General features: G+C 61.2%; 12 protein-coding genes. 2 read left to right on the forward strand and 10 right to left on the reverse strand.

Annotated features, from left to right (window positions below; genetic code table 11):
* Positions 1-5 precede the first annotated feature (5 nt).
* The 9 genes from dapF to aspS all read right to left on the reverse strand — a co-directional run bounded on the left by dapF (position 6) and on the right by aspS (position 11,516).
* Positions 6-842: a diaminopimelate epimerase gene (dapF, locus tag SRB521_RS09435; protein WP_058117581.1), complete on the reverse strand. Its 837-nt coding sequence runs from the start codon at positions 840-842 to the stop codon at positions 6-8.
* Between the two features lie 132 nt (positions 843-974).
* A complete protein-coding gene (locus tag SRB521_RS09440; protein ID WP_227151726.1) occupies positions 975-1,514 on the reverse strand; it encodes an ANTAR domain-containing response regulator in 540 nt (179 codons plus the stop codon).
* A 161-nt stretch (positions 1,515-1,675) separates the two neighbouring features.
* Entirely contained in the window at positions 1,676-3,007 is a 1,332-nt protein-coding gene (gene glnA / locus SRB521_RS09445; RefSeq protein ID WP_033116874.1) for a type I glutamate--ammonia ligase, read from the reverse strand.
* Between the two features lie 232 nt (positions 3,008-3,239).
* Positions 3,240-4,613 (reverse strand): amidophosphoribosyltransferase, encoded by a 1,374-nt coding sequence (purF, locus tag SRB521_RS09450; RefSeq protein ID WP_075703722.1) that lies wholly within the window; start codon positions 4,611-4,613, stop codon positions 3,240-3,242.
* Positions 4,614-4,776: 163 nt separating this feature from the next.
* Entirely contained in the window at positions 4,777-6,690 is a 1,914-nt protein-coding gene (locus tag SRB521_RS09455; RefSeq protein WP_116721742.1) for a bifunctional metallophosphatase/5'-nucleotidase, read from the reverse strand.
* Between the two features lie 287 nt (positions 6,691-6,977).
* Positions 6,978-8,405 (reverse strand): Asp-tRNA(Asn)/Glu-tRNA(Gln) amidotransferase subunit GatB, encoded by a 1,428-nt coding sequence (gene gatB, locus SRB521_RS09460; protein WP_075703720.1) that lies wholly within the window; start codon positions 8,403-8,405, stop codon positions 6,978-6,980.
* Complete coding sequence (gene gatA, locus SRB521_RS09465) at positions 8,402-9,874, reverse strand: Asp-tRNA(Asn)/Glu-tRNA(Gln) amidotransferase subunit GatA (protein ID WP_116721743.1); 1,473 nt, start codon at positions 9,872-9,874, stop codon at positions 8,402-8,404. The genes gatB and gatA overlap by 4 nt, the downstream gene beginning before the upstream one ends.
* Before the next feature lie 12 nt (positions 9,875-9,886).
* Positions 9,887-10,174 carry an Asp-tRNA(Asn)/Glu-tRNA(Gln) amidotransferase subunit GatC gene (gene gatC / locus SRB521_RS09470; protein ID WP_058117577.1) on the reverse strand — a complete coding sequence of 96 codons (288 nt, stop codon included), beginning with the start codon at positions 10,172-10,174 and terminating at the stop codon, positions 9,887-9,889.
* A 16-nt stretch (positions 10,175-10,190) separates the two neighbouring features.
* The gene (aspS, locus tag SRB521_RS09475) at positions 10,191-11,516 is read right to left on the reverse strand and encodes an aspartate--tRNA(Asn) ligase (RefSeq protein WP_058117576.1); all 1,326 of its coding nucleotides are present in this window, start codon (positions 11,514-11,516) and stop codon (positions 10,191-10,193) included.
* A gap of 441 nt (positions 11,517-11,957) precedes the next feature.
* Here aspS and SRB521_RS09480 point away from each other — a divergent pair, with 441 nt between their 5' ends.
* Positions 11,958-12,524, forward strand: a complete 567-nt coding sequence (locus tag SRB521_RS09480; RefSeq protein ID WP_033116853.1) for a uracil-DNA glycosylase — start codon at positions 11,958-11,960, stop codon at positions 12,522-12,524.
* Between the two features lie 120 nt (positions 12,525-12,644).
* Complete coding sequence (locus SRB521_RS09485) at positions 12,645-13,328, forward strand: YoaK family protein (RefSeq protein ID WP_058117575.1); 684 nt, start codon at positions 12,645-12,647, stop codon at positions 13,326-13,328.
* 15 nt (positions 13,329-13,343) lie between these two features.
* On the opposite strand, the gene SRB521_RS09490 is transcribed toward SRB521_RS09485, so the two are convergent.
* The gene (locus tag SRB521_RS09490) at positions 13,344-14,195 is read right to left on the reverse strand and encodes an iron-containing alcohol dehydrogenase (RefSeq protein WP_075703717.1); all 852 of its coding nucleotides are present in this window, start codon (positions 14,193-14,195) and stop codon (positions 13,344-13,346) included.
* Between the last annotated feature and the right edge of the window lie 11 nt (positions 14,196-14,206).

A 14,206-nucleotide genomic window follows, 5' to 3' on the forward strand; every position in this document is an offset into this window, starting at 1 on the left:
ATTTTCTATGTATCCGGCCATTCTCCCTCGAAAACGGTGACCGCGGGTCCCGTCATATAGACATGACCGTCGCTCTCCTCCCAGCGGACGGTCAGGCTGCCGCCCCGCAGCTTCACGGTGGCGATCCGGCGGGCGCGATAGCTGAGAACGGCGGCCACCAGCGCCGCGCAGGCGCCCGTACCGCACGCCATGGTCTCTCCGCTCCCCCGCTCCCACACCCGCATACGCAGGGTGCTCTGGTTTTCTACCTCAACAAATTCCGTGTTGGTCCGGTTGGGGAAGATGGCGTGGTGCTCAAAGGCCGGGCCCCACTCCTCCAGGTTCAGCCGGTCCACATCCGGCACAAAGACCACCGCATGGGGATTCCCCATGGATACGCATGTCACCGCCCATTCCCTTCCATTCACCATGATGCGCCGGGAAAGGAAGCTCTCTCCGGCACCCAGCACCGGGATGCGCTCCGGCGTGAGGATGGGCTCTCCCATGTCCACGCTGACAGAGACGACGGTGCCTCCCTCCACATGGAGCTCCAGAGTCTTTTCCCCCGCCAGCGTCTCTATGGTCAGTTCGGTCTGGTCCGTCAGCCCCTTGTCATAGAGAAATTTCCCCACACAGCGAATTCCGTTGCCGCACATCTCTCCCTCAGAGCCATCTGCGTTATACATTTCCATCCGGAAATCTGCTCGCTCGGAGGTTCGGACACAGATGAGCCCATCGGCCCCCACGCCAAAGTGGCGGTCCGACATGCGCCGCGCCAATCCAGGCAGGTCTCCGGGACCGCTCTCCGTGCAGTCCAGATAGACGTAATCGTTCCCCAGGCCGTGCATTTTGGTGAATTTCATCGCTCCGCACCTCCATCCTATTCTATTGTCTTTGGTAGACGCCCCCAGATAGGCAAAAGGCGGCAGTCGATTCTCAGGTCGGACTGCCGCCAAAGCGGACGAGACATCATCGTCTACCGATATGTATGCTCCTCACTGCCCGCCTAATACCAGCTTTGCGGTCTGGACCATTTTGGCCCCGGAGTCCATGCTCTTTTTTTGCAGAAAACGATGGGCCTGCTCCTCTGTCATGCCGTGACGCTCCATCAGGAGGGACTTTGCCTCGTCGATCAGGGCCATTTCCTCTTCCGAGCGCTGCGGACGGACGAACTTCTCCAGCCGGTGCCCCATCTGGATGAGCATCCGCACCGACGCCACAAGATCGCCCCGGCTCACCGGAGAGGCCAGCAAGAAAATATCGTCGTTCTGGCACAGATCCAGCATTCCCTGGACCGCCACCATCAGCATCGCGCAGTTGGGCGGCAAGTCCTCGAACAGGCTTTGAGCCGACTCATCCGGGAGTTTGAATCCGCAGACCACGGTGCTGATGTGATGCTTGCTCACAGTCCGCTTGACCTCAGCAGCCGAGCGGCAGATGATACATGCGGCCGTCCCGCTGCTCTCGATGATCTCACGGACCCGTTCACAGCTTTTGGGGCTTTCAAAGGCCACAATGACTTTGTCCATTTCCATCTATGAAACACTCCTTTGCGTCAAGGAGTTACAAACGGGCGGCCGGCATGGCGCTCGGTCTATCAAATGCTGCGCCGCCACACCTCGCATCCTCTCAGATTTGGGTCTCCGGCTAGGGGCGGAAGTTTCCTGCCGGAGCACAGCCGGGTCAAAACAGATTTTTAATAGTTGATGATGTACTTCTCGCGCTCCCAGGAGCTCACACGGGTGCGGTACTCGTCCCACTCCTTCATCTTGCCCTCGATATAGTTGGCGGCGACATGCTCGCCCAGCGTATCCAGGATGAGCTGATCCTCTTGCATAGCCTTGATGGCCTCCTCCAGGGAGCCGGGCAGGCTCTCGATACCGTGGGCCTTGCGGGCGTCCGCATCCATGGCGAAAATATTCTCGGTGATTTCCGCAGGAGGGACCATCCCCTTTTCAATGCCGTCCAGGCCGGCGGCCAGGCAGACGGCCAGCTCCAGATAGGGGTTGCAGGCCGGGTCGGGAGAGCGGAGCTCCACACGGGTGGACTGTCCGCGGGCGGCAGGGATCCGGATCAGGGCGGAGCGGTTGGATGCGGACCAAGCCAGATAGCAGGGGGCCTCATAGCCAGGCACCAGGCGCTTATAGGAGTTCACCAGCGGGTTGGTGACGGCGGCCATGCCCTTCACATGGGCCAGCAGGCCGGCGATGAAGCTGTACGCCTCCTTGGACAGTCCTTTTTCACCGTTGGCGTCATAAAACACATTCTTACCATTCTTGAAGAGGGACATATTGGTGTGCATGCCGGAGCCGTTGACACCAAAAATGGGCTTGGGCATAAAGGTGGCATGCAGCCCGTTCTTCTGGGCCAGCGTCTTGACCGCCAGTTTAAAGGTCATGATGTTGTCGGCAGCCTTCAGGGCGTCGGCATACTTGAAGTCGATCTCATGCTGCCCCTCGGCCACCTCGTGGTGGCTGGCCTCGATCTCATAGCCCATTTGCTCCAGCGCCAGGCAGATCTCGCGGCGCGTACCCTCGCCGTGGTCCAGAGGGCCCAGGTCAAAGTAACCGGCCTCATCGTTGGTCTTGGTGGTGGGCTTGCCCTCCTCGTCGGTCTGAAAGAGGAAGAACTCGGCCTCCGGCCCCACGTTGAAGGCGTCATAGCCCATGCTCTCCGCCTTCTTCAGCACCTTCTTCAAAACGCTGCGGGGATCGCCTACAAAGGGGGTGCCGTCGGGATTATAGACGTCGCAGATAAGGCGGGCCACCTTGCCGTGCTGAGGCCGCCAGGGGAATACCACAAAGGAATCCAAGTCGGGATAGAGGTACTGGTCGGACTCATCGATCCGCACAAAACCCTCGATGGAGGAGCCGTCGAACATGATCTGGTTGTTGACCGCCTTCTCAACCTGAGACGCGGTGAGCGCCACGTTCTTGAGCTGACCGAAAATATCGGTGAACTGCATGCGGATAAACTCGATGTCCTCTTCTTTGACGATGCGGATAATGTCTTCCTTGGTGTACGCCATGGTAAAAATCCCCTTCCTCATTGAATGATATAACAGAGAAGGCGCTCCGCCCTTCTCGGGTGGAACGCCTTCGTTCTCAACTGATGCTCTGAGTATACCGGCTTCGGCGCCCGCTGTCAAGCTAAATTTGGAGGCTTCTCCTCTTTTTGTTGCATATATCAGGGACGAGCTCCGTTTCCCTCCGCTCTTTATGCAATATTTGCAAGAGGCTGCTGCAAATGGTGGAAGCGCGTCACGCCTGCGGCGTCTCCACCGGGTATTTCTCCGTGAAACATCCCTTGCAGAAGCCGCAGGCGGCCTGCGGCGCCAGGTGGTCCAGCGCCTGTGTGCTGAGAAAGCCCAAACTGTCCGCCCCGGTCATCTGCCGGATCTCCTCCACAGAGTGGTGGCAGGCGATGAGGTTCTCCTTGTCCGGGATGTCGGTGCCGAAATAGCAGGGCGAGATAAAGGTGGGTGAGGAGACCCGAAAATGGACCTCCGTGGCCCCCGCGTCCCGCAGGAGGCTGATGATCTGCCTGGAGGTGGTGCCGCGGACGATGGAATCGTCGATCATCACCACCCGCTTGCCCGCCACCTGGCTTTTGAGGGCGCCCAGTTTGAGCCGGACCGCATTCTCCCGGCTCTTCTGGTCGGGGGTGATAAAGGTCCGCCCAATGTAGCGGTTCTTGACAAAACCCTCGCCGTAGGGAATACCCGACGCCTCAGCGTATCCCATGGCAGCGTCCAGGCCGGAGTCCGGCACGCCGATGACCACGTCGGCCTCCGCCGGGTGCTCCCGTGCCAGGATACGCCCGGCCTCCAGCCGGGCCTCATGTACGCTCTGACCGCAGATCACTGAATCGGGACGGGCAAAATAGATATATTCAAAAATGCACATATGGGAGGTGGCGCCTTCACAGTTTTCCCGGATGAAGCGCACCTTCCCGTCCTCCACCACGGCGATCTCGCCAGGCTCGATCTCCCGCTCATAGACCGCGTCCACCGCGTCCAGCGCGCAGGATTCCGAGGCAAAGACGACGGCATCCCCCCGCCGGCCCATGCACAGCGGCCGAAATCCCCATGGATCCCGGGCGGCCACCAGCTTCCGCGGGGACATCACGATCAGGGAAAACGCTCCCCGCAGGCCCTCCATGGCCCGGCATACCGCCTCCTCCACCGAGGGGCAGCGGAGGCGCTCCTGGGCAATGGCATAGGCGATGATCTCCGAATCCGTAGTGGTCTGAAAAATGGCGCCCTTGTACTCAAACCCGGTGCGCAGCTCCGGCGTATTCACCAGGTTGCCGTTGTGGGCCACGGCCAGGGTCCCTTTGACATATTTGAGGGTCAGGGGCTGGGCGTTTTCCCGGCGCCCGCCTCCGGTGGTGGCATAGCGCACGTGTCCCACCGCCATGGTGCCGTTCAGCCGCTCCAGCGTCTCGTCGTCAAAGACGTCGCCCACCAGCCCTAGGTCCTTGTGGTAGGAGAGCTCCCGGTCATTGATCGTGGCAATGCCCGCCGCCTCCTGGCCCCGGTGCTGGAGCGCGTAAAGGCCGTAATAAGCGGTGCGTGCGCAGCCGCCGTTGGGGTCGTAGATGCCAAAGACTCCGCATTCCTCATGGATGGACATAAGCCGCCTCCGAATCAATCACGATTTGAACTAATCCTAACATATCATTTTTCCGATTGCAATTGACATTTAAACCTGATTCTCGGCCATTTCCGCCCCTGAAAACAGTCTTTGCCACAATGGACGCGCAGCGGGGCCTCACTTGCCGCCTGTCGTCCGGCCGCTACCTTCTCCTTCCGCGATAGTTCCGGTATCCGCCGCTCCGCGGTCTCCGCCCCAGGAGCCTTCTCAGCGCCAAGATCACGATCAGGACCGCTGCCAGCGCCAGAAGCAGCGCAAAAATGGTCGTCCCGCCGGGGTTTTTCAGCAGCGCAATGGGGTTCCAGGAGGCGTTTACCACCTTGCGCCCCTCTGGCGCCGCGTACCGGGCGTCCACCATCCCCATGGACTGGAGATAGGACGCCAGGGCATACCACTCCTTCACCTCGGTGCCGTCGGCATTGTGGAGGATCCGCGCCTCGAAGTCCGTCACCGGGACTCCCTGCTCATCCTTGGGCGTGATGGTGAGGAGCCCGAAGCTCTTGTCGTTCACCGCCCCCAGCATCTGACCCGAATAGAGTCCGGTGACCACCCGATAGAGCCTGTCGTCCTCCAGCGGGACCGTGCGTCCATCCTCCAGCACCTGGGCACAGTCCGTCACCTTGTCAAACAGCATCCGGTGGGGGTTGAAGGTCCAGGTCATCCCCGCGCCGTAAAGCTGCGCGGCGGACATCAGCGGCGTCACCGAGGCGTCCACCTCAAAGGTGTCCCGCAACTCCCGCCCGGTGATATAGACCGAGATCAGAGGATATCCCGGCGTTCCGTCTCCCCCGGACCCCAGCGAGGAGACCTGGAAGGCATCGGACACCGTAATCTCTCCAGCGGCAAAAGAACCCCGGACCACGCCGGCGGCCACCACCGCGAAGTCCACAGGCACATAATCCGCGCCTTCCGCGGCCTTGACCGCATGGATGTAGGCGTCCGCGATCAGATTCCCCAGGGCGTCCTCTCCCTGCGTCTGGCCGAACTGACGGATGGGGGTAAAATCAAAGGGGGTCCTTGCCAGCACTTCCTCAAACCCCAGGCCGTAGTCGGCCAGATAGGTCTCCTCCACCCGCTTTTGAAAGGTCCCGGCCAGCGCGGCCATGGCCGGGTCGTCCGGGACCGTCTCATCTACGGGGATCAGGCGATAATCCTCTACCGTCACCGCCTCTCCCTCTCCGCCCCGGCGGATGGTAAGCGCCCCGAGGTTCTGGGCATACTCGCCGCAGGAGACGATCTGTGCGCCACCTGTCTGAATGGGCGTCTGTGTTGTGGAGTGGGTGTGCCCGGAGATGATGACGTCGATGCCGGGGACCGCCTTTGCCAGCGCGTAGTCCTCTCCCTTTCCTTTCTCGTCGGTGCCGCTGTGGGAAAGGCAGATCACAAAATCGGCATCCGCCTCCGCTTGGATCTCCGCCACCACCCGTTTGGCGGCCTCGGCGATGGGCTCGAACTCCATGCCCGACATAGGCGCACACTCGTCGGCATCCACACCCAGGACTCCAAAGACGGCGACCCGCAGACCGCCCCGCTCCACAACCGTATAATCCGAGATCCCATATCGCTCCCATGCCTGCCAGGTGCCGGCGTCGCTCTCCGGCGGCTTATAGTTGGCCTGCACGATGGCGGGGCAGATATCCCCGCTGTCCGCAGCCGCGCGCAGCATATCGGCAAGGCCCTGCGCCCGGTAGTCAAACTCATGGTTTCCCAGCGTCGTCACGTCATACCCCATGGCGCCCAGCACCCGCAATTCCGGGGCATCCGTGGCGTATATGGTCTGGAACAGGGAGCCCATGGAGAAGTCCCCGGCGTCCAGCGTGACCACCGGCGTCTGCGCCGCAGCCCGTTCGGCCTTCAAAAGCGCGGCCAGGCGGGTATAGCCCCCGTACTCCCCGCCCCCTTCGGCGGGCATGGGCAAAAAGTGATCGTGCGTGTCGTGGGTGAACAGGATGGTCAGGCGCTTTTCCGTCTCGGCGGCGGATGCTTGGCTGAACAAGAATCCCAGAAGTATGAGCATGCTCAGCGCAAAAGCCAAGGGGCGGCGAAGAAACCGCATGGTCCATTCTCCTCTCGGCAGTATTTTTGTTTGATGGTACCATTATATCAGCTTTTCCCCTGCTTTAAAAGTCTGTTCGGGGGGCATGCCCGGCAGTGGAGCCGATGGCATATCCAGAGCTGTTCTTCCGCCGGATGGCGCTGCTCCAGAACTTATGTACTTAATGCACCGGGTGGAAAACGCCCTGCCGGCTCCCCTGGCGTTTCTGGGAAACACCAGGGGAGCCGGCAGGGCGCTACTTGTGGAGAGCGGCGTGCACCTGTTCCGTCCCACCCCTCTCTTTCCGTCTATTTCACCTGTTCCAGCCTTTCCCGGATGATCTGGTTGACCACCTGGGGAGATGCCTGCCCCCTGAGCTCCCGCATGACCTGCCCCACCAGGAAGCCGAAGGCCTTCTCCTTCCCCGCCCGGTAGTCCTCGATGGACTTGGGGTTTGCGGAGAACACCTTCTCCACCGCGGCAGCCACCAGCCCCGAGTCGGAGACCTGTTCCAGGCCATGTTCTTTTACATAGGCGTCCGCATCGCCGTCCGAAGCGAACACCGCGTCGAAGACCTTGACGGCCGTATTGCGGTTGAGCCTACCGGTCTGGACCAGCGCAATGAGGCGGGCCAGCGTCCGGGGGGTAAAGGCCATGTCCTTTGCCTCCATCCCGCCGGCGGAGAGCTGCCGGAGCACCTCCCCCATGATCCAGTTGGCGGCCTGCTTGGGCGGCGCACCCAACGCTACCGTCTCCTCAAAAAAGTCCGCCAGGGCCTTCTGCCCTGTGATCATCTCGGTATCATAGGCCGGCAGGCTCCACTCCCTTTGATACCGCGCCATCTTTTCTTCCGCCAGTTCCGGAAGCTCTGCCTTCAGGCGCTCCAGATAGTCCTCGGTGACCTCCATGGGCGGAATGTCCGGCTCAGGGAAATATCGGTAGTCCTGGGCGTTCTCCTTGGAGCGCATGGCAAAAGTGGCATCCTTGTTCTCATCCCACCGGCGGGTCTCCTGGATGATGCGTTTTCCCTCTTCCATACACTCGATCTGCCGCCGGGCCTCATATGCGATGGCCCGGGCAATGGCCTTAAAGGAGTTGAGGTTCTTCATCTCCGTGCGGGTGCCCAGCTCCTGTGAGCCCGCGGGGCGGACGGAGAGGTTTACATCGCAGCGGAGAGAGCCCTCCTGCATCTTGCAGTCGGAAACCCCCAGATACTGGAGGGTGGAGCGCAGCTTTTCCAGATAGGCGATGACCTCCTCCCCAGAGCGGAAGTCGGGCTCGGTGACGATCTCAATGAGGGGGACGCCGCAGCGGTTGTAGTCTGCCCGTGTCTGGTCGATCCAGGGGTCGTGGACCAGCTTGCCCGCGTCCTCCTCCATGTGCAGCTCATGGATGCGGATGGTCTTGCCCGTCTTGATGGGCACCGCGCCGTTCCGCGCAATGGGCAGGTAGAGCTGGGAGACCTGATATGCCTTCGGAAGGTCGGGATAGAAATAGTTTTTCCGGTCAAATTTGCTGTAGCGGGTGATCTCACAGTGCAGGGCCAGCCCGGCCTTCACCGCAAACTCCAGCACCTTTTCGTTCATGACGGGCAGCGCGCCGGGCATGCCTGTGCACACCGGGCAGCAGTGGGTGTTGGGCGCGCCGCCGAATTCCGTTGTGCAGGCGCAGAATATTTTCGTCCTGGTGGCCAGCTCCACATGGGTCTCCAGGCCGATGACCGTTTCCCATGTCATTGCGCGTCCCCTCCCTTGGGCATTTTGGTGTGATAGTCGGTGTCCAGTTGGAACGCGTGGGCGGCCCCCAACACCTTGGCCTCCCCCAGCGCGGGCCCAATGAGCTGGGCGCCAATGGGCATCCCGCCGCCGTCGAAGCCGCAGGGCATGCTCAGCCCCGGCAGCCCCGCCAGATTGAGCGGCACGGTATAGATATCCGAGAGATACATCTTCAGCGGATCGTCGAGGCTTTCCCCCAGCCTGGGGGCGGTGGACGGGGCCACGGGGGTGAGCAGCAGGTCATATTTCTCGAACGCCTCGTCATAGGCCCGTTTTATGACCGCCTTTACCTGGAGGGCCTTTTTATAATAGGCGTCGTAGTAGCCTGCGGAGAGCACAAAGGCGCCCAGCAGGATGCGGCGTTTGACCTCCGAGCCGAAGCCCTCGGTCCGGGTCTTGCTGTAGAGATCCGTCAAGTCCTCATATCCCTCCGCCCGCCAGCCGTATTTCACCCCGTCGAACCGTGAGAGGTTGGAACTCGCCTCCGCGGCGGCGATCATATAGTAGGCCGGCACCACATACCGCATGATCGGCAGGGCGAACTCCTCCACCTGGGCCCCCCTGGCCCGCAGCACATCCGCAGCCGCGAGGACACAGGCGCGGACTTCTGGCTCCAGACCCTCTCCGAAACAGTCGGCGGGGAGGCCGATCTTCATGCCCCGCACATCGCCGGTAAGCCCTGCAAGCAAGCCGCCGCTTTCCACCTCCAGACTGGTGCCGTCCCGGCGGTCCCTCCCCATGATGAGGTCCAGCACCGCCGCGCAGTCGGCGGCGGTGCGGGCGATGGGCCCCATCTGGTCCAGGGAGGAGGCATAGGCGACAAGCCCATACCGGCTCACCGTACCGTAAGTGGGCTTCATGCCGGTGACGCCGCAATAGGCGGCCGGCTGACGGATGGAGCCGCCGGTGTCGGAGCCGACGGCATACCAACACTCCCCCGCAGCAACGGCGGCCGCCGCCCCGCCGGAGGACCCTCCGGGCACCCGCGTGAGGCCCCAGGGGTTCCTCACAGGTCCGTAAAAAGAGGTCTCGGAGGTGGAGCCCATGGCGAACTCATCCATGTTCAGCTTCCCCAGCAGCACGCCTCCCGCCGCGCGGAGCCGCTGGACCAGGGTGGCGTCGTAGGGAGGGGCAAAGTCTCCCAGAATTTTAGAGGCGCAGGAGGTCTTGATGCCTTTGGTGCAGATGTTGTCTTTGAGCCCCATCGGCACTCCGGCCAGCGGGCTCAGCCGCGCTCCGGCGCGCAGTTGTTTCTCCGTCTCCAGGGCCTCGGACAGCGCGGCGTCGCCCAGCACAGTGATAAAGGCGTTGTTTCTGCCCTGTTCCTGCCGGACGCGGTCCAGGGCGGCCTGCGCGGCCTCCACCGGCGAGACCTCTCCAGCCCGAATCTTTTCGCCCAGCTGGAGGGCGGTAAGTGCGTGCAGTTCCATGTTCCGTCCTCCTCACTCCACAGTCTTGGGTACCAAAAAAGCCTCTTCATCCGGTATCGGCGCGTTTCTGAGCAGATCCCTCCGGTCCGCCGAGGGCTCCACCACGTCGGCCCGGAACACGTTCTTTACCGGGAACACATGGCTCATGGGCTCCACCGCGGCGGTGTCCAAAGTATTGAGCACCTCCACATATTCCAGGATCCGTTCCAGCTCTCCGGCCATACGGACCTTCTCCTCCTCCGGGAGCTTGAGCCGGGACAGCGCCGAGATCGTATCCACCATCTCTTCGGTAATCTTCATCGTCTTCCTCCTTCTATCACGGTTCCAGCCGGCTCAGATCTCTGGGAAACAGGCAGGCATACCGCACATTGTCCAGGCCGCATAGCTGCATGGTCAGCCGCTCCAGTCCGATGCCCAGGCCGCCGTGGGGGGGCAGGCCATGTCTATGGGCCATGAGATAGCTCTCAAAATCCGCCGGGTCCATGCCCCGTGCCTCCATCTTCGCCACCTGCGCCCTGTAGTCGTGGATGCGCTGTCCCCCCGTGGTGACCTCCAGTCCCCGGAAGAGGAGGTCGAAGGAGAGGGTGTATTGGGGGTCTTCAGGGTCATCCATGGCATAGAAGGGGCGCTTTTTGCTGGGATAGTGGGTGACAAAAACGAAGTCGCTTTCCCACACCTCCCTGGCGTATCGTCCAATGGCGTGTTCCTCCTCCGGCTCCAGATCGTAAGGGTCCCGGATCGAATACCCGTATCTCTCTGCGGCCAGGCGCTTGGCCTCGTCGAAGCGGATGCAGGGGACCGCGCTCACATCCGGTATCCGGATGCCCAGCCGCTCCACATCCTGTGCGTATTCCTCTCTCAGCAGGGCCATGGCGTGCTGGAGGAATCCCGTCTCCATGGCCATTACGTCCTCGAAGGAGTTGATAAAGCCCATCTCAAAGTCCATGGAGGTATATTCGTTGAGATGCCGCGCGGTGGAGTGCTTCTCCGCCCGAAAGACGGGGGCGAGTTCAAAGACGCGCTCATAAACGCCCACCATGGTCTGCTTGTAAAACTGGGGAGACTGGGCCAGAAAGGCTTTCCGCCCAAAATAGTCCAGCCGGAAGATGTTGGAGCCGCCCTCCGCTCCGGCGTGTACGATCTTGGGGGTGTGGATCTCGGTAAACCCCTGGTCCCGGAGATAATCCCGGAAGGCGCGCCCCAGACATTCCTGGACCCTAAACACACTGCGCTCCCGCAGATGCCGCAGCACCACGGGCCGAAGTCCCAGCTCGGTATCCAAGTTTACGTTCAGCTTGGCCTTGGGGATGGGCACCGGCATGACTGCCGCAGGCCGGGACAGCACCTCTATCCCCTCTGCCACCAGCTCCACCCCGCCCGGGGCCCGGAGCTCCTCCCGAAGCCGCCCAGTCACAACCACAGCAGACTCTTCCGGGACCTTCGACACGTCCACCCGCTCCCCACAGGTACACTGCAAAAGCCCGTCCCGCTTGCGCAGTTTCAAAAAGGTGAGGCCGCCTCCCACCGGCCGCTTGGCGTGTACCATGCCGGAGACCTGAACGGTCTCATTCCGGTGGGCACCTCCTATGATGTCTTTGAGTTCCAGCCGCTCCGTCTTTTTCATGCCTTTCAGGAATTCCACAACCGTTCACGTCCTTTCTGAATCATTTGAGTATAAAAAATCCCGAAACTGTATGAAACAGTTTCGGGACGGAAAAATTCCGCGGTACCACCCAAACGTTGCCGCCTCGTCCTTGAGACGGCCTCTTGGCTCCCTTAACGCGGGAATGCGTGGAGCCCTCCTCCCTCTGCGGAACTCGAACCCCCGGCTCGGTAAGTGTTGCGCATCCCCATCCTGCCGGACCGGGCTCTCAGTCGGTGACCCGGATTCTCTGGCGGCCCTCATAGGGCGCGGTCTTCGTCATTGCCTTTGTTGTGGGTAGTATATGCGCTTTTCAAAAAAATGTCAACCGTCATTTTTGTCAAAAGCGCAGATTTTCAATTGCCGTATTTTTGTGGTATAATGTCAATTACCGTCGTATCACAAGACTGTTATCCTACCAAAGAAACGGGGAATCCATATATGCTGAATTGGACGGAACTGGAGTCTGCCTGCCGCTCCTGCCAAAAGTGCGCCCTCTGTGAGACCCGGCACAACGTGGTCTTTGGCGAGGGGAACCGGGATGCCGAGGTCATGTTCATCGGCGAGGGTCCGGGTGAACAAGAGGACCTGACGGGGCACCCCTTTGTGGGCCGCGCCGGTCAGTTCCTGGACGATATGCTCTCCATCATCGACCTAGACCGCTCCCAATACTTCATTGGCAATGTGGTCAAATGCCGTCCCCCACAAAATCGCGACCCGCTGAACGTGGAGATGGACGCATGCATCGGCTACCTCCGCAATCAGGTCGCGCTCATCCGACCGAAAATCATCGTCTGTCTGGGCCGCATTGCCGCCACCCGCCTCATTCGTGAGGATTTCAAGATCACCAAAGAGCACGGGCAATGGTTCGACAGGGCCGGCGTCCACATGATGGCGATCTACCACCCCTCCGCACTGCTCCGCGACCCCCGCAAGCGTCCGGAATCCTTCGAGGATCTCAAAAAGCTCCAGGCCAAAATCCGCGAGGTCTGCACCCACACTGGTTGAGCCTCGGTCAGAGATTGCGAAAGCACCCCGCCGGCGGCCCCTATTCTCCCTGTTCGGGCAGGCCCGCTCCTTTTCCTCCGCGCCGCATCACCGGCATCATCTGCGTCAGGAGGCGATCCCATGCATCAAAAACAGCGTCAGATGTCCGAGACCTTCCGCCTGGGCGCCTTGCTCACGGTCGTGGGCGGTTTTCTGGACACCTATACCTATCTCTCCCGGGGCGGCGTCTTTGCCAACGCCCAGACCGGCAACATCGTTCTGCTGGGGCTCAGCCTGGCGCAGGGAAACTATGAAATGCTGCTCCACTATCTCATCCCCATTCTGGCCTTTGCCGCCGGCGTCATGGTCACCGACATGGTCCGGGCCCACTTCCGCCCCAGGCCGGCCATCCACTGGCGGCAGCTCATCGTCGCCGCGGAATTTCTCATCCTGCTGATGGTGGCTTATGTCCCTCCGGGCCGGTGGGACGCGGCCGTCAATGTGGCCGTTTCTTTCGTCTGCGCCATGCAGGTGGAGAGCTTCCGGAAGATCCGAGGCAACGCCGTCGCCACCACCATGTGTACCGGCAATCTCCGCAGCGGCACCGCCCTGCTCTTCCACGGCCTTCACACCCGGGACCGTGGGGCGCTCCGTCAGGCCCTTCAATACTATGGCATCATTCTCTTCTTCATCCTGGGCGCTGCGCTGGGGGTCTGGTGTACGGAGCTGCTGTCCGGACGGGCCGCACTCGTATGCTGTCTTCTCCTGCTTACCGCCTTTTGCAGCATGTTCATCCGTGTCGAAGAGGACGCCTCGGCTTCCTGAGGGGGAGGCACCGGGTCAGGTCCGGGCCCTCATGCTCTCTTTCAGGATGCCCACGATCTCCTCATGCGTCAGGGTCTTATACCCCCCCTCCATAAGGAAGGAGCCGTCCGCGATTCCGTCCAGCATATCCTCAGTGACCCCAAGCTCCCGGACGCTCATGACCAGCCCGAGCTCGCGCATATAGGCCTCCATCCGCTCCAGCCCTTCCATGATATAGTCAGAGGTGTTGTCGTCCTCCCCGGAAAAATACTGCTCCAAGATGTGGGACATGATGTCGAAGAAGCCCGCCGTCATCTGGTATTTCGGCAGCGTGAAGGTAAAGACCGGGTTGAGGATGGAGAACTTGGGGAATACGTTGTCGCCGAATACGTGACCGATCTTCCGCTTTTGCCCGTGATGGGTGATCACCGAGCCGCCGTTCATCTCAGAGCCGGTACCGACCATGGTCAGCACGCAGCCCACCGGGATGATCTTGTTGTCCGCGTCCTCCATACGGAGATAATATTTCTCCCAGGGATCCTCCTCGCAATAAGCTGAGACGGAAACCGCCTTGGCATAATCACAGACCGATCCGCCGCCCACGGCCAGGATCAGTTCCACCTTGCCCTCCCGTGCCCGCCTGCATCCCTCGTAGAGCTTTTCCACCGTGGGATTGGGCATCACGCCGCCATCCTCAACGATCTCTTTGCCGCAGGCTTTGAGGATCACGACGACACGGTCGTAGATCCCATTTTTCCGGATAGAGCCGCCGCCGTAGACCAGCAGCACGTTTTTGCCGTAGGCCGGAAGCTCCTTGCGGAGGCCCTCCAGCGAGTGCTCTCCAAAATAGAGCTTTGTGGGGTTTGAATAGCTGAAATCACCTAACATCAAAAATTCCT

It is taken from the genome of Intestinimonas butyriciproducens (assembly GCF_004154955.1).
Taxonomy (GTDB): Bacteria; Bacillota; Clostridia; order Oscillospirales; family Oscillospiraceae; genus Intestinimonas; species Intestinimonas butyriciproducens.

Bases quoted from the DNA above. Each gene is read 5' to 3' on its own strand.
- dapF (WP_058117581.1), bottom strand. From the start codon at position 842: ATGAAATTCACCAAAATGCACGGCCTGGGGAACGATTACGTCTATCTG.
- SRB521_RS09440 (WP_227151726.1), bottom strand. From the start codon at position 1,514: ATGGAAATGGACAAAGTCATTGTGGCCTTTGAAAGCCCCAAAAGCTGT.
- glnA (WP_033116874.1), bottom strand. From the start codon at position 3,007: ATGGCGTACACCAAGGAAGACATTATCCGCATCGTCAAAGAAGAGGAC.
- purF (WP_075703722.1), bottom strand. From the start codon at position 4,613: ATGTCCATCCATGAGGAATGCGGAGTCTTTGGCATCTACGACCCCAAC.
- SRB521_RS09455 (WP_116721742.1), bottom strand. From the start codon at position 6,690: ATGCGGTTTCTTCGCCGCCCCTTGGCTTTTGCGCTGAGCATGCTCATA.
- gatB (WP_075703720.1), bottom strand. From the start codon at position 8,405: ATGACATGGGAAACGGTCATCGGCCTGGAGACCCATGTGGAGCTGGCC.
- gatA (WP_116721743.1), bottom strand. From the start codon at position 9,874: ATGGAACTGCACGCACTTACCGCCCTCCAGCTGGGCGAAAAGATTCGG.
- gatC (WP_058117577.1), bottom strand. From the start codon at position 10,174: ATGAAGATTACCGAAGAGATGGTGGATACGATCTCGGCGCTGTCCCGG.
- SRB521_RS09480 (WP_033116853.1), top strand. From the start codon at position 11,958: ATGCTGAATTGGACGGAACTGGAGTCTGCCTGCCGCTCCTGCCAAAAG.
- SRB521_RS09485 (WP_058117575.1), top strand. From the start codon at position 12,645: ATGCATCAAAAACAGCGTCAGATGTCCGAGACCTTCCGCCTGGGCGCC.
- SRB521_RS09490 (WP_075703717.1), bottom strand. From the start codon at position 14,195: ATGTTAGGTGATTTCAGCTATTCAAACCCCACAAAGCTCTATTTTGGA.